Annotated in this window: 11 protein-coding genes; 10 read left to right on the top strand and 1 reads right to left on the bottom strand. The window is 41.9% G+C overall.

Translation table 11 applies throughout. From position 1 onward, the window contains the following. The first annotated feature begins 387 nt into the window (after nt 1-387). The 10 genes from RSX31_RS19285 (at nt 388) to RSX31_RS19240 (ending at nt 17,653) form a co-directional block, all read left to right on the top strand. Complete coding sequence (locus RSX31_RS19285) at nt 388-1,833, top strand: DEAD/DEAH box helicase (RefSeq protein ID WP_315635713.1); 1,446 nt, start codon at nt 388-390, stop codon at nt 1,831-1,833. Nucleotides 1,834-1,961: 128 nt separating this feature from the next. Beyond that, on the top strand, nt 1,962-2,828 hold the full coding sequence (locus tag RSX31_RS19280) for an AraC family transcriptional regulator (protein ID WP_315635712.1): 867 nt from the start codon (nt 1,962-1,964) through the stop codon (nt 2,826-2,828). Between the two features lie 512 nt (nt 2,829-3,340). Then, nucleotides 3,341-4,357 carry a LacI family DNA-binding transcriptional regulator gene (locus RSX31_RS19275; RefSeq protein ID WP_315635711.1) on the top strand — a complete coding sequence of 339 codons (1,017 nt, stop codon included), beginning with the start codon at nt 3,341-3,343 and terminating at the stop codon, nt 4,355-4,357. A gap of 145 nt (nt 4,358-4,502) precedes the next feature. Continuing rightward, nucleotides 4,503-6,611: an amylo-alpha-1,6-glucosidase gene (locus tag RSX31_RS19270; RefSeq protein WP_315635710.1), complete on the top strand. Its 2,109-nt coding sequence runs from the start codon at nt 4,503-4,505 to the stop codon at nt 6,609-6,611. 55 nt (nt 6,612-6,666) lie between these two features. Then, complete coding sequence (locus RSX31_RS19265) at nt 6,667-7,917, top strand: ABC transporter substrate-binding protein (protein WP_148994452.1); 1,251 nt, start codon at nt 6,667-6,669, stop codon at nt 7,915-7,917. 151 nt (nt 7,918-8,068) lie between these two features. Continuing rightward, nucleotides 8,069-8,968, top strand: coding sequence for a carbohydrate ABC transporter permease (locus RSX31_RS19260; protein WP_315635709.1), 900 nt, complete (start codon nt 8,069-8,071; stop codon nt 8,966-8,968). A gap of 13 nt (nt 8,969-8,981) precedes the next feature. Next, nucleotides 8,982-9,812 (top strand): carbohydrate ABC transporter permease, encoded by an 831-nt coding sequence (locus RSX31_RS19255; RefSeq protein ID WP_148994451.1) that lies wholly within the window; start codon nt 8,982-8,984, stop codon nt 9,810-9,812. A 424-nt stretch (nt 9,813-10,236) separates the two neighbouring features. Beyond that, nucleotides 10,237-11,319: a glycosyltransferase gene (locus tag RSX31_RS19250; protein WP_148994450.1), complete on the top strand. Its 1,083-nt coding sequence runs from the start codon at nt 10,237-10,239 to the stop codon at nt 11,317-11,319. Next, complete coding sequence (locus RSX31_RS19245) at nt 11,312-13,135, top strand: hypothetical protein (RefSeq protein WP_315635708.1); 1,824 nt, start codon at nt 11,312-11,314, stop codon at nt 13,133-13,135. Before RSX31_RS19250 ends, RSX31_RS19245 begins: the two co-directional genes overlap by 8 nt. 207 nt (nt 13,136-13,342) lie before the next feature. Beyond that, entirely contained in the window at nt 13,343-17,653 is a 4,311-nt protein-coding gene (locus tag RSX31_RS19240; RefSeq protein ID WP_315635707.1) for a bifunctional 2',3'-cyclic-nucleotide 2'-phosphodiesterase/3'-nucleotidase, read from the top strand. Nucleotides 17,654-17,876: 223 nt separating this feature from the next. Here the strand turns inward: RSX31_RS19240 and RSX31_RS19235 are convergent, their stop codons facing one another. Beyond that, nucleotides 17,877-21,044 carry a bifunctional cytochrome P450/NADPH--P450 reductase gene (locus tag RSX31_RS19235; RefSeq protein WP_315635706.1) on the bottom strand — a complete coding sequence of 1,056 codons (3,168 nt, stop codon included), beginning with the start codon at nt 21,042-21,044 and terminating at the stop codon, nt 17,877-17,879. Nucleotides 21,045-21,049 lie beyond the last annotated feature (5 nt).

The following is a 21,049-nucleotide window of genomic DNA, read 5'->3' as shown; positions in this document are numbered from 1 at the left end:
CCTTTCCGGCATGTTCGCCTTATGCTTGTCGCCTCTGGTCAAGCCGCCTCCGCTTTAGGTGACATCCAGCTCCGGCGGCTAGCCCCTCGAGGTCATAAGCTAAATTGGCCAAGAAGGCAAAGTGCGCCTTCCCGGCCAATTTAGCTTATGCTTGTCGGGGCTGATCAAGTCGCCTCCGCTTTTGGATATAAAAAGGGACCGACAGCGTTCGTCGGTCCCGGAGACAACATGTTACAAGTTAAAAATGGTTAGGTAAAGCATAACACACTATTGGTGGAATACCTAAAGATATTTGAAAAGAATTTGCAGAGGGTATTTTTCCATTGAATAGAATCGACACTATCCTATGAGAATAAGACTATATGAAGGAATGAATGAGGTATTGAAATGAGTATAAAGCAATTTAAGGATTATAAGCTTAGTGATGATATTGTAAGGGCTCTATCCGATTTAGGCTATCAGGCTCCAACCGAGGTTCAGTCCAAAGTGCTCCCATTGGCTCTGGAGAAGGAGGATCTTGTTGTGCGTTCCCAAACAGGAAGCGGTAAGACAGCCTCTTTCGGGATTCCGATTTGTGAGTTGGTAGCATGGGAAGAAAATAAGCCTCAGGCACTTGTGCTGACACCAACCCGTGAACTCGCGGTTCAAGTGAAAGAAGATATCACGAACATCGGACGTTATAAGCGAATCAAAGCGGCTGCAGTGTATGGGAAGTCGCCTTTTCACCGACAAAAGCTTGAGCTTAAGCAGAAAAATCATGTCGTAGTCGGCACTCCCGGTCGTGTTCTCGATCATATTGAAAAAGGAACATTTCCACTGGATAAGCTTGCGTACTTAGTGATCGATGAAGCCGATGAGATGCTGAACATGGGGTTTATTGAACAGGTGGAAGCGATTATTCAGGAGTTGCCGGCAGACCGGGTAACGTTGACATTCTCTGCTACATTACCTGAGGATGTCGAAGCACTCTGCCATAAATATATGAAGAAACCTGTTCATATTGAAATTAAGGCAACCGGCATTACAACAGATAAGATTGACCATTCCATTATCGAAGTGAAAGAGGATGACAAGCTGACTCTTCTGAAAAACGTGACAACCGTTGAGAATCCCGATAGCTGCATCATTTTTTGCCGAACAAAAGAAAATGTGGATACATTATGTGATGAGTTGGACCAATCAGGGTATCCTGTTGATAAAATACATGGCGGTATGATTCAGGAAGCGCGCTTTGAAGTGATGGACGATTTTAAAAGAGGGGAATTCAGGTATCTCATCGCAACCGATGTGGCGGCGCGTGGGATTGATATCGAAAATATTACCCACGTCATCAATTATGATATCCCTATGGAGAAAGAAAGTTATGTTCACCGAACAGGAAGAACAGGGCGCGCCGGTTCTGCAGGAAAGGCGATCACCTTCTGCACACCATATGAAGATAAATTCCTTGCTGAGATTGAAGGCTATATCGGATTTACGATTCCAAAGCTGCAGCCGCCGTCACAGGACACAGTGGCGAAAGCGAAGGCGGATTTTGAACGGAAATTAGAGACGGAACCTGATTTTAAATCAGACAAGAGTGAGCAATTGAATAGAGATATCATGAAACTCTACTTCAATGGCGGCAAGAAAAAGAAAATCAGGGCAGTCGATTTCGTCGGAACAATTGCGAAAATCGAAGGAGTAAGCGCAGATGACATCGGCATCATCACCATTCAGGAAAACCTTTCCTACGTGGAGATTTTGAACGGTAAAGGACCACTGGTATTGCATGCGATGAAGAAAACCACAGTCAAGGGTAAGATGCTGAAGGTTCATGAAGCGAGAAAATAATGAAGTTGGTGGGCCTTCTCTAAAGAGGAGGCCACTATTATAAAAATCAAATCCTGCAAATTGGTGCACGATAAGTCGGGTTGCTTTAATTCTATTTTGCTATTCTATTGATGAAGGGGGCAGTGGAAATGGATTCATTGAAGAATATGAATGACGCTTTACGGTACATCGAAGAGAACTTGACTGAAGAAATCAATTTTGAAAAAGTGGCTCAGCGTGCGTATTGCTCGGAGTATCACTTTAAACGGATGTTTTCGTTCCTTGCGGGGATTCCCTTATCGGAATACATCAGGCGCCGCCGTTTGACCCTTGCAGCTCTTGAACTGCAAAACAGCGACGTAAAGGTAATCGATATTGCCATGAAATATGGATATTCTTCACCCGATTCCTTTACGAGAGTGTTCCAAAAGATGCATGGCGTCACTCCGTCACAAGTGAGCGGCCATTCACTCAAAGCATTTCCACCTATGACCTTCCAGTTATCCATCAGAGGAGGCAATGAAATGAATTATCGAATCGTAAAGAAAGAACCGTTTTCCATTGTAGGTATCATGAAACGGGTGCCACTCATCTTTAATGGGGTGAATCCTGAAATTGCAGACATGTGGCAAAGCTTGGACGAGAACATGATCAAGAGATTTAAGAGCATGTCAAATGTAGAACCACAAGGATTGATTAGTGCATCCGTCAATTTTTCTGAAGGCAGGATGGAGGAAAAGGGGGAGCTCGATCATTATATAGGGGCTGCAACAACAGAGGAGTGTCCAGATGGTTTATCGAAACTTGAAGTTCCCGATCTGACATGGGCTGTATTCGAAGCGGTCGGACCATTTCCGGACACTTTGCAACAAGTGTGGGGGCGGATCTACTCTGAATGGTTCCCGTCTTCAAGCTATGAACAAGCAGAGGGACCGGAGATGTTGTGGAATGAGAGTAAGGACGTTGGATCGAATACGTTTAGAAGTGAAATATGGATACCGGTTAGGAAAAAGTAAGGGAAAAGCAGCGAATTCATTTGGATTCGCTGTTTTTTTAGAATGTAGGAATCATAAAGGGGGGAGATTTTAGAAAAGAATGAATGGGTGGTTGAAAAGGTAAGGATTCTTAAAGGAATGAGTGGTTTATCAGCGAAATATTGATTTTATCAGCGATATTTTCAATTTATCAGCGAAATTCAGATTATATCAGCGAAATCCAAAATTTATCAGCGAACCCAGACATTCAAAAATAGGCATAACCATGGTCCTGTTTTCAGTGACCACGTTCCGATTTGATCTGAGGTCTATTTAACGGCGAAATCCTGATTTTAACGGCGAAACCCAAAATATAACGGCGAATGAAGCATTAAAGAGGAGCGAATACCTAGGATCAACAAGCTATAAGTGAGAGACGGTGCCTGTCCCCATGTCCCACCAAGCAACGTTATTGAAAAATAATGTTGTAATCGTTTTCAAGATGTTGTATTATTCAGTTAAAGGAAATCCGAAACGTTTTGGGAGATGTACAAGTGACTACAATTAAAGATATTGCCAGAGTAGCTGGGGTATCCGTTACGACGGTGTCAAGAGCGTTAAATGGATATTCTGATGTCAACGAAGACACGAGAAGGAAGATTGCAGAAGTTGCCAAGGAGTTAAATTATAGTCCGAATTCGATTGCTCGAAGTCTGGTCATGAAGAAGTCGAAAACGATTGGATTACTCGTTTCCGGATTTACGAAGGAAAGTGTAAAGGATAATTTCATTGTGGAAGTGCTGGCGGGGATTAATGAGTTTGTTTCAGGTGCTGACTACGATCTTGTTTTATTCAACACCAATTCTTCGAAGCAGCGTGAAAAGACGTATACTCAACTTTGCAGAGAAAGAAGAGTGGACGGGGTCATTATCCAGGGGATTCGAACCGATGATCCTTATTTACATGAAGTCGTCGAAAGTGATATTCCTTGCGTATTAATTGATATTCCCCTTGAGTCCGGGAATGTGAGTCATGTGACGACGGATAATGTATTAGGGGCTGAAAAAGCCGTTCAGCATTTACTCGACAATGGACACAAGAACATTGGGATGATTAATGGACATGAGTTCGCGTTTGTTAGTCAGCAGAGATTGGAAGGGTATAAAAATGCTTTACAAGGAGCACAGGTGGAACTCAATACCAAATACGTTGTAAATGGAGAGTTCACAGAAGAAAGTGGAATGAGAGCGGCTAACGCATTATTAACCTCACACCCTGAAATAACAGCATTATTTTGTGCAAGTGATTTAATGGCCATCGGTGCGATGAGTGCAGCGAAAGAGTTGAAGTTACAGGTGCCGGAAAAACTTTCGATTGTCGGATATGATGATATTTTGTTAGCTTCATATGTTAGTCCAAAGCTTACAACCATCCAACAAAATAAGTTTCAGCTCGGGTATGAAGGGGCAAGATTATTGCTGGATTTGTTATCAAATCAGTCCAAGACCCACCGAATGGTATTGGAGACAAAGTTAATCAAAAGAGAAAGTACGAATCATAGAAATAAATAAACGTTGGTGAAAATCTAAAAGCCAACTTTTATTTAGAGGGTAATCCGAAACGTTTTGGATTATTTTTTACCTATTTTCCAAAACGTTTCGGGAAACAGCAAAATAATTCACAAACAATAGCGTTTTGAAAGTAGGAGGAACCAATATGAACTACAGAGTAATTAAAGAAAACAACTTATTTCTTCTTACAGATGAGCAAGGAGATATCGTATCAGATCATAGTTATGGGCTTGGTTTATACAAGAATGACACGAGGTACCTTAGCAAGTTGAATGTGAAAATAAATAATGAAAAACCGATTCTATTACATTCGGATGGATCCGAAAACTATATGTCTACGATTCTATCGACGAACCCCCACCAAGAGGAGAATGGAAATCTTATTCTCTGGAGGGAATCAGTAGAAATCGAACGTAAGCGCTTTATTTATGATGATGTGTTATATGAAACGATTACGACGAAAAACTATTATCCAAAGCCCGTATCGTTTGAGTTGAATGTTGAAGTAGACGTGGACTTCAACGATATGTTTATCGTACGCGGATTTCAAACTGGAAACGTAGGAAAGAGGACAGGTCAGAACGTTGAGGATCAATCCCTCACCTTCCAATATGAAGGAGCAGACGATATCAATCGAGCCACAAAAATTCAGTGGGATGCCAAAGCGAAAAACGTTAAGGAAAATGGAGAGATTACCTTCCAGGTAGAGCTTCAGCATGAGGAAGAACAGTCCATTACATTTATGATCGTTCCACTGGAAAATGTAGAAACCAGAGATGACATTTTACCTGTCGAAGAGGCTCTTCAAAAATTAAAAGTCTCTTATAAAGAATGGTCTGCTCAGTTAACGAAAGTAGAAACGGATTACAAGCCGCTTCAACGCCTTGTGGACAGAGGGTTATCTGATCTTAGAGTGTTATTGACTGACACTGGATACGGAAAGTTTCCTGTAGCTGGCCTGCCTTGGTTCGGGGTTCCATTCGGAAGAGACAGTCTGATTGCGGCCCTTCAAATGATCGCGTTCCAACCCCAGGTTGCAAAAGGCACCCTGTTTACGATGGCCGGTGAGCAAGGGACAAAGGTTGATCCTTGGAGAGACGAACAGCCAGGAAAGATCATGCATGAAATTCGCTACGGAGAGCTTGCGAATACGAACCAAATTCCATTCACGCCTTATTACGGAACGATTGATGCAACACCGTTATTCCTTGTTCTTTTAACAGAGTATGTGAAATGGACGGGTGACTTCGATACATTCCATAAGCTGGAAGGCAATGTGAGGAGAGCGCTTGAGTGGATCGATCAATATGGAGATCGTGATGGAGATTTATTCGTAGAGTACCATCAGGAATCATCCAAGGGAATCGCCAACCAAGGCTGGAAGGATTCCGGGGACTCCATCGTTCATCGAAACGGGGAATACGCTGATACGCCTATCGCCTTAGTAGAGGTTCAAGGTTATGTGTACCAGGCGAAACGGGGATTAGCTGCTGTTTATGAAGCACTTGAGAATAATGAAACGGCTTCTAGATTAAAAGCAGAAGCGAAAAACCTGCAAGAACGATTTGAACACGAGTTTTGGATGGAAGACCAGGAATTCTACGCCATCGCCCTTGATCAAAACAAAGAAAAGGTAGGTACGATCACTTCCAATCCAGGACATGTTTTATATTCTGAAATGATGTCAGGGAACCGCGCTGAAAAAGTAAGTCAAACGTTAACGAATGACATAATGTTTTCAGGGTACGGAATTCGTACCATGGGGAAAGGCGAAGCTGGATATAACCCGATGAGCTATCACGATGGAAGCATTTGGCCCCATGATAACAGCATGACTTTGCTGGGATTAAGTAAATTAGGATTTACTGACGAATCGAAGAAGGTGATGAGTGGACTGATTGATGCATCCCGCCACTTCGAATATGATCGACTGCCGGAGTTGTTCTGCGGATATGAATCTGCATTTGGGAAGGCTGTAAAGTATCCGGTTGCTTGTTCTCCACAAGCGTGGGCAGCAGGGACACCACTTGTATTTATTCAATCACTATTAGGGTTGTTTCCAAACAGCTTAACAAAAGCAATACATCTCAATCCGGTTTTACTTGATGAAATGAACATATTGACGGTTCATGATATTACGATTGGTGATGGAGTGCTGTCTCTTTCCTTAACGCGAAAAGGAGACAAAGTAGAAACCACCATTTTAGAAAATTCAACAGGCTACGACATTGTGAAAGAAAAGCAGACAGTGTAATCACATCCAGGAATAACAATCCTAATTTAAATAAATCAAAAAAGGGGTTATGAAAATGGCGAAGAAGAAATGGATCGCGAGTCTAGGTATTACGACGATGTTAGTGGGGACGGTTCTGGCAGGGTGCAGTGGATCAGACGAGAAGACGAGTTCAAATGGAGCTGATGGTGAGAAAGTCGAAATCACTCTTGCCGGCTGGGGAGGAAATCCTTCTGAACAGAAGCTTTTGACTCAAACGATCTCTGACTTTGAAGAAAAACATCCGAATATTGATGTAAAGCACGAAGTCATTTCTGAGCAGTATATGGATGTATTGAAAACACGTTTGATTGGTGGGGAAGGCCCTGACGTTTTCTATTTGGATGCTCTGGAAGCTCCTGCCCTGATTGAAACAGGGGTTGTTGAGCCGCTGGATGATTACGTAACAGAAGATTTCGATGTGAAAGATTTCGAGAAACCGATGCTTGAAGCGTTCCAGGTTGATGGAAAGACATATGGCTTTCCGAAAGACTATTCGACTCTAGCCTTATTCTATAATAAGAAAATGTTTGAAGAAGCAGGAGTAGAAGTTCCGAAAACATGGGATGAGCTTCGTGAAGTTTCAAAGGCTCTTACAAAAGATGGCGTTTATGGATTTGGAGTAGCTCCGGAACTCGCCCGCCTTTATCACATTGCTCAGGCAACAGGTGGAGAAGTCGTGAAGGACGATCAAGCGAACTTTGCTTCAGATAAAGTGGTCAATGCCCTTCAGCCGATCATCGACCAGCATAACGAAGACAAAACCTCTGCACAGGCTTCAGAAGTTGGAGCGAACTGGGGAGGGGAAATGTTCGGGCAAGGGAAAGCAGCCATGGTCATCGAAGGAAACTGGGCGATCCCATTCTTAGCGGATACGTTCCCGGATGTTGAATACGGAACGGCTGAATTACCGACAATCAATGGAGAAAAAGGGACAATGGCCTACACGGTTGGATATGTGATGAATGCGGCATCGGAAAAGAAGGAAGCTTCATGGGAGCTGATCTCGTATCTTACTGGTAAAGAAGGGATGGAAACATGGACGTCCAAAGGGTTTGCCCTTCCGACACGTAAGTCAGTAGCGGAAAAATTAGGGTATGACAAGGATGAATTACGCGGAGCACTAGTAGCCGGAGCACCATATGCGACGGTTTGGGCAGAAGGAAAGAACCTGCCGATCATCATGAACAACTTTAACAACCAATTTATCGCTGCCTTCCTGGGTGACCGACCTCTGGATGAAGCACTGAAAGAAGCAGAAGAACAAGCGAATAGCGAAATTCAATAATCTTATTAATGGTACCTGACACTCATGATTGTGTCAGGTACAGCTTTACCATTGACTGTATTCTTTCTTTTGAGGTCTTCGATGCTGACCTGGGCGGAAAGAATACAGGTAATAGCTGAAGATTTAAGACAGATAGAAGGTAGGGATGAGAATGAACAAACAATCTTCTAAGAAGAGATTACAGGATGCAGGACAAGGATACTTATTTATGTCTCCCACGCTAGTTGTATTAGCGGTGTTTATTATTGGACCGATTCTTTATGCCATCTTTTTATCCTTTCATAAGGTTCAACTCCTGGGAGATATGAGTTTTGAATTTGTTGCTTTTGAAAACTTTGCAAGGATCATGGAAGACAACCGGGCTATTATCGCATTGAAAAACACGGCAAAGTACGTACTGATTGTGGTGCCGACACAGACCTTTCTGGCATTGGTTCTGGCTGCAACGTTAAACGCAGGATTAAAGGGTGAGAAGCTTTTCAGGATTGTCTATTTCTTACCAACCCTAACGTCTTCAGCCGTATTAACACTGATCTTTATGTGGATGTATAACAAAGAAGGGCTGATCAACAACCTTTTAGAAAAAGTGGGCTTGCCGACTTATAACTTCTTAGGTGATCCTGACATTGCCCTGAATGCGATTATGTTAATGAATATCTGGGCAACGGCACCGTTTTTCATGGTCATCTATCTTGCAGCTCTTCAGGATATTCCAGACTCGTTATACGAAGCGGCTGAACTGGACGGAGCGAATGCGATCCAGAAGTTCTTCTATGTGACCGTTCCGTTTCTGCGACCAGTTACGTCATTTGTCGTGATCATGGGGGTTATCGGAACGTTCCAGCTGTTTGATCAATCGTATATTTTCTCAGGTGGATCCGGTGGACCGAATAACTCGACGTTAACGGTTGTCCTCCTCATCTATCAATATGCCTTTAAATCATTGGGAACCATGGGGTATGCTGCAGCACTTGCCTTCGCGCTCGCCATAATCATCCTGGTGGCGACCTTGATTCAACGTAAATTCTCTAAAGAAGAATCACTCTATTAAGGAGGATGGAAGCATGAATTCGAAGAAAAAGACGTTCAGTAAGCGTCTTCTATACATTGTCCTGATAGGCTATGCGATCACAACTCTGATTCCATTCTTATGGGCACTCTCCTCTTCTTTTAAAACATTAGAAGAAATCATTAGCGGAACGATGAATTTCATACCGAAGAATTTCACATTGGATAATTATAAACAGATTTTCATTAAACAGGAGCTATTTCCACGATGGTTATTCAATAGTTTATTCATCGCAGTAGTCGGAACAGCATTGAATATCATCTTTAATTCCATGTCTGGATATGCCTTGGCGCGCTTAAGCTTTCCAGGAAAGAAGGCATTATTCATAATGATTCTCGCAGTACTGATGATTCCGGCTCAAGTCACGATGATCCCGAACTATTTAATTTTAAAAGAAATCGGATGGCTTAACTCGTATCAAGGGATGATCGTACCGGCCATGATCAATGCAACCTTCATTTTTATGATGAGACAGTTCTTCATCAACTTCCCGAAGGAACTGGAAGAGGCTGCTCAAATCGATGGTCTAAGCCGTTTCGGTATCTTCTTCAAGGTGGTTTTACCATTAGCAAAACCAGCCTTGGCCGCACAAGCAATCTTTGTCTTCATGGGATTCTGGAACAACTTCATGACCCCATTGATTGTCATGACCGATACAGAAATGTATACACTGCCATTAGGATTGAACACCTTTAAAGGCCAATACGTCAGCTACTGGAACTACATCATGGCGGCATCCATGGTCTTTACACTGCCGGTACTCCTTCTGTATGCATTCTTTAATCGCTACTTTATTAAAGGAATTTCATTCACAGGCGGGAAATAGGAACAGGAGGGCTTCTCATTTTGGGAGCTCTCTTTTTTTGGAGTAAAGTAGTGAAGGGCAGGTGAAAATAGAGGGGGAAGCAGGAATCTTTATGGGTTTGCTGCGAATTAATTTTTGCTGATTTGGTTGTAGTTTATGGTGATGCGAGTCAGGTTTGTGGGGTGTGCGGGGGCATGTTGTTGTCAGAAGTAAATTTATCAGTGAATGATAGCAGACAAGCCTGTGGGCTCTACCTTATGTGAATAAAGGTGGCCTGTCCCCTCGTCCCGGAGGTGTGAATTTGTATACTTTGGGTATTGTGATAGGAAGAGGAATGTTCACTATTCTCGATCCTGTAGTTTTTGTGAAGAGATGGTTTTTTTATTGAATTTTCCAGTTGTTTTAGATATAGTGGGATAGATTGAAATTTTTGGGAGGAGATACAATGAAATCCATACATGATATTGCCATCATCATTCCTGCCTATAACCCAGATGAAAAATTGACTATTTTAGTGAATGAAATCATTTCAGCTCAATTTTCACGAGTTATTATTGTAAATGATGGAAGTGAAAAAGAGTGTTACGGTATTTTTGAAGAGTTAGAAGGATTGAATGGATGTGTAGTCCTGCACCATGAGGTGAATCAGGGAAAAGGTCGGGCATTAAAAACGGCTTTTACATATTTTAATGAGAATTATAACGATTCTATAGGTCTCATTACGATTGATTCGGATGGTCAACATACATTGGAAGATATGAAAAAAGTAGCAGCTAAATTATTGGAAAGTCCGAATAGTTTAGTACTGGGCTCAAGGAATTTTTCAGAAGAAAATATTCCGTTTAGAAGCAGATTCGGTAATAACCTCACAAAGGTAGTTGTGAAATTTGCCAGCGGTATCAAGGTATCAGATACGCAAACAGGATTGAGAGCAATTCCTGCAGTGTTTGTAGATGATCTGCTAGAGGTGAAGGGTGAACGTTATGAGTACGAGATGAACATGTTGCTGGAATGTAAGAAAAAGAATATTAAAATAGAAGAAGTTAAAATTAAGACAATTTATATAGAAGAAAATAAATCATCTCACTTCAATCCCATTAAAGATTCTATTAAAATCTATTCGGTGTTCCTAAGGTTTATAGCATCCTCTTTTGCATCATTTGGGATAGACATCGTTTTATTCATGATTTTCTCATTGATGTTAAAAGAAGTGTTACCCGATTCATTTATCATCGTCTCGACAGTGCTTTCAAGGGTTTTATCTTCTTTCATTAATTTTATGATTAATAGAAACGTAGTATTTAAGTCCAGTTCATCGAATACGATGGTAAAATATTATGCCCTGAGCATCGTGCAGATGGGGATTTCAGCCCTGGGGGTACACTACATTTATTCGGCTGTAAGTTCTGGAGAGGTAGTCATTAAGATAATCGTGGATTCTTTGTTGTTCCTGGTAAGTTTTGTGATTCAAAGAGAATGGGTTTTTAAAAATGATGTTGGTCGTCGTGAGTTGTTGAATAATGAGTAGCAGCGTTGTTTCATTTTTATTATTATTCGCTTCCTTAAGCGGATGGGGACTTCTCTCCTTTAATAGAGTAAAAGTGCATATCGCTTTTATTCCTATCTTTATCTTTTCATCCATTACTACAGTGGTGTTTTGTGCAGGTTTAATTAATGTTATGCCTCTAGCAGTAAATCTCATTTACTACTCGGGGCTTATTCTTTTTGTTATTTACCTTATTCTTTTCTTTAGAAGGAAACAAGCATTAATGCCGATGCTTCATCCAGGTATCATTGTATTTGCCCTGTCAATACTTGCCATGATGATTTATTTGAAGGGGCTGATCTTAACCCACTATGATAATTTCAGCCACTGGGGATTAATTGTCAGGGAGATGTCGCTGATCAATGGCTTACCTGACAGTTCGACGATTGTGACATTTCAAAACTATCCTCCCGGCAGTGCGGTGTTTATATATTTCATATTGGAAGTATTAGGGGAACATGAAAGTTATGCCTTAATGGCGCAGGCATTTTTAGCTATTTCTTGTGTCGTGACACTATACTTTTTTAGTGAATGGAAAAGACCTGCAGTTATTCTTTTAACGATGGCGGCAGGAATTTCTCTATTACTGGTCAATTGGGGAAGTTTCTATAACCTTTTAGTGGACATCTTATTAGGATTGGTTGCTTTGGCCTCGGTTATTGTAGCGTATTACTATAGAGGTGATTGGAAAAAGCAGCTGATTGTGAATACACCCATCTTGATCCTACTTATGCTGCTAAAAGATAGCGGGAAAATCTTTCTGGCATTCAATGTCATTATTATTCTAAGCTTTATCTATTTCTATTACGTCCATAAGAAACGTTTGACGAAAGATGTAAGAAAGATTGTCTATAATGCTTTGGTGTGGTTGATCGGGATTCCTATGTTCTTGAATTACTTATGGATAAAATACACCATTAAGGCTTACCAAACGGGTTACGGTGCAAACAAGTTCGCTGTTACACCGGATAAAGTCGCGAATAATGATAAGTCCTCAGAGTTTATGGATCATATCGGCCCACAGTTATGGAGGGCCTCGACTAATTTAGAATCGAATAACTTTAAAGCTGTCGTCATTGTTAATATGATTGCCGTCATCCTATTGGTAGTGATGTATGTGGTCCAAAGAAAACTATCCAGGCTTTTGGTTTTCTCCATTTTTATTTCGAATGGTTTTTATGTTCTATACATGTTCTCTCTCTATTTCATGTATGTATATTTAATGCCTGAATTTGAGGCAGCAAGAATTGCAGGATTCGGCAGGTACCAATCAACGATTATTATCTATGTGATTGGTATATTAATGTGTGCTGTCATCCATGAGTGGAACCGTTATATAAACAATAAGCCTATTTCGAAAATCATTACTTTGTTTCTGCTGGGGAGTCTATTCGTATATCCATTCAGCGGAAATATGAGAGTGATTACGGAAAAACCGGAAACGATTTCCTCAATCAGATGGGAAGTGAAAAACAAATTTAGCAAGATCGCCTCAACGGGAGGCATTGATCCTGAGGTGACTTACTATAGCCCAAAGAGTAAAAATGATAGAGGATATTTGAAATATATCGTTTCCTATGAGCAGCTATCTATGAACTATTCAATCACGAACGGGTTAAGCTCTGAGGAAGAAAAAGAAAAGTTCTTTATAAGCCTCAAGAAATCAGACTTCTTAGTCGTACTGGACTCTGATAAAAGGTTTAATGAATGGCTATTAAAATATATTGACGTTGATAATCCTGAAGGAGTTTATAAAGTTCTGTACGAAAATGATGAGTGGACAATTACTCCTATTTGATAAAGAAGACTATGATCCTTTTATAGGTTCATAGTCTTCTGTTTTTGTATGAAATTTATTAAAATTTGTAAAAAAATGATAGTAAATGACAATTTTCGAAGTATAATTGTCTTAGATAATTCAGATTAGAATAAAATATGAGTCGATTCGACTGTTTGATCGATCTGGGTTGTTCCTTACATATTAATTTTGAGAGGGTTGAATGGTTTGAACAGTGGAGTAAAAAAGAAGTTAAGTAGTATTGCTCTGTCAACTTTAGCTTTAGGTATGATTGCTTCTCCGGCAGGGGGTACCGTTTCGGCAGAAAATGCGCCAACAAATGTGTTATCGACTGATGCTTATGTAAAATTAAAAATAATGGAAACAACCGATGTGCATGGAAGTTTAATGGACCATGACTATTATTCTGATAAGCCAGTTGAAAACGGACTTGTTCGCCTTTCAACTCTGATCAAAAAAGAACGTGAAGAAAACCCGAATAATTTACTGTTGGATAATGGTGACCTGCTTCAAGGGAATCCGTTTACTGATTTTATCGCTAAGGTTGATCCCTTAACATTTGTGAATCGTTTGTCAGGTGATGATCGATATGAAACGGCTGTAGAGGTATCGAAAAAAGGCTGGGCGAAGTCTGAAACAGTAGTCATCGCCCGTTCTGATAATTTTTCCGATGCGTTAACGGGTGCGCCATTGGCTTATCACTTGGATGCTCCGATCCTATTGACGGGTACGAAGAGCTTAAATGCTAAGACGAAGGAAGAAATAAATCGTCTTGGTGCGAAAAAAGTGATTATTTTAGGCGGGGTAAATGCCGTTTCTGCAGATGTACAAAGTGAATTAAGCAAGATGAAATTATATATTAAGAGAATCCAAGGTTCTGATCGCTATGAGACAGCCTCCATGATAGCAGAGGAAGTTGGCGGGAACACCGACACTGCCATCCTTGCTGATGGGTCCAACTATCCAGATGCCATTGCGATTGCACCATATGCTGCAAAGAATGGGTATCCGATTCTTTTAACAAAAAAGGATAGTGTACCAGGCACAACAACTGAATCTCTTAAAGGGAAAGATAAGACCATCATTGTAGGTGGACCCGGGGTTATTAGTGAGAAAGTTGAAAAACAACTGAAAAACCCATCACGGATTTTCGGTCAAAATCGATTTGAAACGTCACTCAAAATTGCTACTGAGTTGGATACAGTAACGGATAAAGTGTTTGTCACAACAGGAAGAAATTTCGTGGATGGATTAACGGGATCAGTTCTCGCAGCCAAGCACGATGCTCCTGTCCTTTTAGTTGAGAAAAATGCCATGGCTGAAGCTGCCAAGCAATTGATTGATAGCAAGTACGTCTCCATTCTAGGTGGAGAAAATGCCGTATCTGAAGGATTAATCGAAAATGAAACGCATCCGATCTATGAAGCGATGAACTTATTGGATTATGATGCTGCAACTTTAGGAAACCATGAATTCAATTATGGATTAGAGTTCCTGGAAAATAGTATCAAAGGCGCTGACTTCCCATACGTCTCGGGGAACGTGTATAAAGATGATCATGATCAGGACCCTTCAAACGATGAAAACCTTGTAAAACCATATAAAATCGTGGACAAGGAAGTTGTCGACGAAAATGGGAACAAGCAAACGGTCAAGGTCGGTGTCATTGGTTTCGTAGCTCCTCAAATCATGCAATGGGATAAAGCGAACCTGGAAGGTAAAGTTATGACTGAGGACGTAGTGGCGTCAGCTGAAAAATGGGTTCCAAAAATGAAGAAGGATGGAGCAGAAGTGGTTGTTGTTCTCTCTCATTCAGGTTTTGACAAAGATAAATCCAATAAAGAAAATACCGTGTATCCACTAAGTGAAGTAGACGGAATCGATGCGATATTATTCGGGCACACTCACCTGTCTTTCCCGGGAGATGCTTCCTACAACTCCCTTGAAGGCGTGGATAATAAAAAAGGAACAATCAATGGTGTGGCTGCCGTTCAAGCAAATGTTGACGGGAAAACACTTGGTGTCATTGACTTAACTTTGGAACAGGTAAATGGGAAATGGAAAGTGAAAGATTCTCAATCGGAAGTTATTTCTTCAACAGGAGTAACAGCGGATAAAGAAATGGTTGATGTCTTAAAAGACTCCCATGACAGCACCATTGAATACATCAATGGTGAAGTGGGTCAAACGGAAGCCCCAATTCACAGCTTCTTTGCACGGGTACAGGATGATCCATCCGTACAAATTGTCAGCAATGCTCAAAAAGAGTATGTAGAAAATGCGTTAAATGGAACTGAATACGAAGATCTTCCTGTCCTTTCATCTGCAGCTCCATTTAAAGCTGGAAGAAATGGGGCCGGTGAGTACACAAACATTCCTAAAGGAACAGTGACGATTAAAAACGTTTCTGACCTTTACAAGTATCCAAATACGGTTCAAGCGTTACTTTTAACAGGTGCCGAAGTAAAAGAATATATCGAATGGACAACCGGAAACTTTAATCAAATCGACCCGACGAAAACAGAGGAACAATCACTGATTAATAAGGATTTCCAAGCTTACAACTTTGATACGATCGATGGTGTGACTTATGAAGTGGATGTAACAAAACCTGCTAAATATGATCAGTCCGGTAACGTGATTAATGCAGGAACAAGTCGTGTGAAAAACGTAATGTTTAATGGTAAGCCGGTAGAGGAAGATCAGAAGTTTGTCGTGGCTACGAATAACTATCGTGCTTCATTTACAAAGCTTGCGAATCCTGATGGGAAACGAGTCATCTATGTTTCGCCAGACGAGAATCGTCAAGTAGTCATGAACTACATTATTAAAAACAAAACGATTAATCCAACTGCCGATAAGAACTGGACGTTTGCACCGATTTCCGGAAATGTTGATGTCACATTTGAGTCTTCTCCAGAAGCAAAAATGTTTGCTCAGCAAACATCGAACATTCATCATGTCGGAGAAGGTACGAATGGATTCCATAAATACAAGATTGATTTTCCTGCAGAAGAGCCCTTTGAAGTTCAATTGTTAGGCATCAATGATCTTCACGGTCAATTGGACACGTATAACAAAGGTTTGAATGCTGGGGGAATTGAATACTTGGCTGCCCATTTAAAAGAACGTGAAGCAACGAATCCCAACACACTAATGGTGCATGCAGGAGATGTCGCCGGGGCAAGTTCTCCCGTATCTGCGTTATTACAGGATGAACCAACCATCAAAATGCTAAATGAAATTGGTTTTGATGTAGGTACTGTAGGAAACCATGAGTTTGACGAAGGTGTAGATGAAATGATGCGCCTGATCGACGGGGGAAGACATTCGAAAACCTACTCTAAATATGGGGTGTTTGAAGGGGCGAATTTCCCTTATGTAGCGGCAAACGTAGTGGATAGCAAAACCAAAGAACCGATTCTTTCTCCATATGTGGTAAAAGAGGTTAACGGAGTTCCGGTTGGATTTATAGGAATTGCTTTCTCCGATACACCAGGAATTGTCACACCGAGTGGAACAGCGGGAGTAACATTTACGGATGAAGCCGAAGCGATTAACAAATATGCAGAAGAACTAAAGGAAAAGGGTGTAGAGGCGATTGTCGTCCTATCCCATAACCCGGTGAAATCAAACACCGATGGATCCAACCCTACAGAAGAACTGGCTGATATCGCAACAAAAGTAGACGATGAAGTGGATATTATGTTTGGTGGACACAATCATCAGTATGCAAATACGATTGTGGATGGAAAGCTACTTGTTCAATCGTATTCTTATGGTACAGCGTTTTCGGATGTGGATTTCGTGATTGATCCAGCTACCAAGGATATCACGTCGAAAAAAGCAGAAATCGTATCTGCCGTCAGAACCATCACGCCAGATGCCGGGATTAAAGAATTACTCGATGAATATCTTGCAGATGTTGCACCTATCCTGAATGTGAAAATTGGGAACACAAAAAAAGGAATCAGCAGGGATCAAAATCCTGATGGTGAGTCTGCCATGGGTAATCTGATTGCAGATGCCATGAGAAGTCATACAGGAACAGATTTTGCCTTTATGAATCCAGGAGGTATCCGTGCAGAAATCGATGCAGGTGAAATCACATGGAAAGAAGCCTTCACTGTTCAGCCATTCGGTAATGATCTTGTAACGATGGATCTGACTGGACAGCAGGTCTATGAACTATTCGAATCTCAATGGGCGAAAGATCCCAATGCACCAAGAATCTTACAGATTTCCGGATTGAAGGTTTCATATGATAGCAGTAAACCTGAAGGAAGCAGAATCCAATCCGTTACAACTGGAGACGATCAACCACTTAACCTGGCCAAAACATACTCAATCACGGTGAACAACTTTATGGCAGGCGGCGGTGACGGATATACGGTACTATTAGAAGGTAAGAATCAAGTCATTGATATCGTAGATTTAGAAGCTTTCGTTTCATACATTAAAGCACAAGGGACAGTAGATCCTGTTGAAGAAGGACGTATTACAAAGGTTAATAAGTAAAGATTTGTTTGAAAGCACCGTAATCATCCGGTGCTTTTTTGGTGTGTTGTTTTGTAGTGGGCGCATTTAAGGGTTTAGGAGATAAGTAGCGGGACAGTTTGATAGGATAGGGAAAGTGCCAGGCACCTAAGGAGTCAATAATACCTCTAAATGATCCTGAGAATTCCTGCAGCCCAACAAAAAAGAAGCGAACCCAACAAAGGTCCGCTGCTTCCTTTAAAATTTACGCTCCTGCCCAAACATCCTTGGCATATCGACCATCTTCTTCAAGTGATCCCAGCCATGCGTCAGCTTCTTCTTTCGTTGTTTGATAGAAATGCATATAGCATTCTACTAATGTGCGTTCCACATCCGGTGCCATTTTACCACCGTCTCCACAGATGTATAAGCGGCCTCCATCTTTCAATAAAGGTAGGATGTCTTCAGCGCTTTCCGCCAAACGGTGCTGGACGTATGTCTTTTCTTTACCAGGGCATCTTGAGAAAGCCGTGTGAAGAGTTACGATTCCATCTTGTTCGGCCTTCTCTAATTCCGCTTGATATAAGAAATCGTGTTCAGGATTGCGGCAGCCGAAGTAAAGGTGGGCTGCTCCCAGCGTTTCTCCTTTTTCTTTAAGAATGCGGCGTGCCTGGATAAATCCCCTGAATGGTGCAATTCCAGTACCAGGGCCGATCATGACGATTGGTGTTTCGGTTGCGTCCGGAAGCTGGAAGTTCGATTGAGGTGTAGAGATAAAGCACGCTATCTTATCGCCTTCGGAACGTTCTGCCAGATAGTTTGATGCTATTCCTTTGTATTCTCCATTTCCACTCCATGCTTCTCCGCGAACGACGCTGACCGTGATGCTCGCTTCTCCTTCTTTGTAGAGGGGAGAGCTTGAAATCGAGTAGTATCTTGCTTTTAGTGCTGGGAGTAAAAGCAGGAACCCTTCAAACGGAATTTCACAGGCAAGGTACTTTTCCACCAGATCCAGCATGGTGATCCGTTTACTTAGTATCTCCCTTTTGTACGTTCCATCCTCCAATAGCTCTTCAAGCTCTAATACATGGGGAGGACATACAGTATGAGACGCAAGTGCCCGGATTTGCGAACGAGTAGCGGGTTCTTGGAATTCCACATAATTAGAGAGTAATTCTTTAAGATTTACTGGGTTCTCTGTTGGAAGGTGGACTGCTTTTCCCGGATCTCCAGTGAGTTGGACATAGTCTTGGCCGTTCAGGTTGAATCGACTGAGCACTCGCTCAACAAGAGAGCTTGGATTGCGGGGAAGCACCCCGATATGGTCTCCTTCCTGATAATCTACACCCTCTGGAAGAGTCAACTCAAGATGTCTTGTATTCCTTCCACTTTCCACATGCTGCAATTCAATATTTCTACTTACCACCGATGTAAAGGCATGATGGGTGCGGGCAAGTGGTGTGTCACTGACATCACTGACAAAATTCATCGTGATCGAGCTGCTTTCTTCCCCGTTTGGATGAAGCTCAATGTTCAATTCTTTTGCTAGATTCGGCCAAAGTGCTTCCGACCATTTCTCGTAATCTCCTTCAAAATCGTCGCTTGCATCACCATGGCCTGTGTTCGACAGACGGTGAGCTCCTTTTTGTTCCATCTGCTCATCAATGAAGGTAGGAATGCGTTGGTACGTAGTCGCCCAGTTGTGGTCGCCACATCCGAATACCGCATAGCGAACATCGTTTAGTGTTCCTTCCTCCGTTTCACTTAGCCAAGAAACGAATGCGTCCGCATTGTCCGGAGGATTTCCGTTATAGGAAGCAGAAACGATGAGAACCGCTCCTTCTGTCGGAAGCCCGCTCGTATAATCATTTAAAGGAGCAACCTCGGCTATAAAGCCTTGTTGACGACCTGTTTCAGCAAGATCGCGGGCGATTCCTTCAGCTGTTCCCATGTTTGATCCAAACAGAATATAGAGTGGAGTACCATGAGTCGACTCTAGAGAAGCTTGTGCTGCTTTTTTCTCAGATTTCACTTCTTCCGAAGAAGCAGCGGTAAAGGACACGACCGGTTTCCTTGGTGAAACGCGCATCGTCAAACCATCTGGCTTGAGGGTCAAGGTTTCTTTTACTTCCAATTGATATTCTTTATGATCAATCAGGTCAAAGTGTTGCAAAACCATTCCGAGAACAAGGGTCGCTTCGTGAAGGGCAAACTGCTGTCCGATGCAGGCGCGCTGTCCGTTTCCGAAAGGTTTGTAAGCATGATATGGAATCGAAGACGGGTCCTCAAAACGCTCTGGTATAAACGATTCCACGTCATCTCCCCAAACGGATGGATCACGGTGAAGCTCAGGAATAATAAGGGTGAATACATCATCTTTATTAACTTTGTATTGCCCGTTTAAAGTTGTGTCTTCTTTTGCATAAACGGAAAATGCCGGTGCGGTCGGCCATAGACGAAGTGCTTCATTAAGCACCATGCGAATATATTTCAATTTCTTCACTTGTTTATAATCAGGAACGTCGTCACCCAGCACTTCATCCACTTCTTGCTGCGCTTTCTTCAATTTTTCCGGATTATTCATGAGAAAGTAAAGGGTAAACGATAGAAGCCCACTCGTTGTTTCGTGTCCTGCAATTAAAAAAGTGATGATTTGATAACGGATGTTTTCATCATCCAACGCTTCACCCGTTTCCGGATCGGTTCCTTTTAACATATGAGAGAGCAGGTCATCCTCACCCTGATCACCATTTTGTTTCCGTTTCGCAATCAATTCATCTACCAGATTGAACATGTATTGAATGTCTTCCTTGAATTGTTTTTTAGATTTAACCATCAATTTATCTTGAACACCAAGTCGCTGCGTTTGACTCATGGCTTCGTCCATTGCCCGGACCATACTGTCGACAAATGGGTGGGCGTTTTCCCTGTAAAAGCTGTTAAAGCGGTAATTAAAACCGCAGAGACCGATCGTATCCAAGGTTAAGCGAGTCATATCTTCAGGAACATCGATTTCATCAGCCGGATTTAAGCGGTCCCATTTCTGGATAAGTTGGGTGGCGAGATCGATCATTTTAGCATGATAGCCCTTCATTGCCTGCTGGCTGAAGCTTGGAAGCAGGATATTATGCGCCTTTTTCCAATTGTTTTCCGTCGTTTCACTTGTGAAAAGACCGTCGCCGCCAAATGCTCTTACTTTTTGTAAGGCAGGGCCGACCTTCTTATCAAATCGTGTTTCGTCGCAAATTTCTTCAGCAAGGGAGGCACTCGATACAAACGTACTGATACGTCCCGGAAATTGAAACTGAAAGATCGGGCCGAGCTCTCTTGCAAGCTTCATATAGGATTGAAGAGGTTTGTCTTTATCGATGACCGGCAAACTGCCAAGGGGTCCATACGTCTTTGGCTGCGGAAGTTGGTTTGAGTTTGTCATTTAAT

The organism is Rossellomorea yichunensis (genome assembly GCF_032337515.1).
Classification (GTDB): Bacteria; Bacillota; Bacilli; order Bacillales; family Bacillaceae_B; genus Rossellomorea; species Rossellomorea yichunensis.
The sequence above is the reverse complement of the archived record's forward strand: the minus strand, read 5'-3'. Positions and strand labels throughout refer to the sequence as shown.

What these genes read in the sequence shown, in the direction of transcription:
- RSX31_RS19255 (WP_148994451.1), top strand. Translation starts at nt 8,982, where the DNA reads ATGAATTCGAAGAAAAAGACGTTCAGTAAGCGTCTTCTATACATTGTC.
- RSX31_RS19260 (WP_315635709.1), top strand. Translation starts at nt 8,069, where the DNA reads ATGAACAAACAATCTTCTAAGAAGAGATTACAGGATGCAGGACAAGGA.
- RSX31_RS19235 (WP_315635706.1), bottom strand. Translation starts at nt 21,044, where the DNA reads ATGACAAACTCAAACCAACTTCCGCAGCCAAAGACGTATGGACCCCTT.
- RSX31_RS19280 (WP_315635712.1), top strand. Translation starts at nt 1,962, where the DNA reads ATGGATTCATTGAAGAATATGAATGACGCTTTACGGTACATCGAAGAG.
- RSX31_RS19270 (WP_315635710.1), top strand. Translation starts at nt 4,503, where the DNA reads ATGAACTACAGAGTAATTAAAGAAAACAACTTATTTCTTCTTACAGAT.
- RSX31_RS19245 (WP_315635708.1), top strand. Translation starts at nt 11,312, where the DNA reads ATGAGTAGCAGCGTTGTTTCATTTTTATTATTATTCGCTTCCTTAAGC.
- RSX31_RS19250 (WP_148994450.1), top strand. Translation starts at nt 10,237, where the DNA reads ATGAAATCCATACATGATATTGCCATCATCATTCCTGCCTATAACCCA.
- RSX31_RS19265 (WP_148994452.1), top strand. Translation starts at nt 6,667, where the DNA reads ATGGCGAAGAAGAAATGGATCGCGAGTCTAGGTATTACGACGATGTTA.
- RSX31_RS19285 (WP_315635713.1), top strand. Translation starts at nt 388, where the DNA reads ATGAGTATAAAGCAATTTAAGGATTATAAGCTTAGTGATGATATTGTA.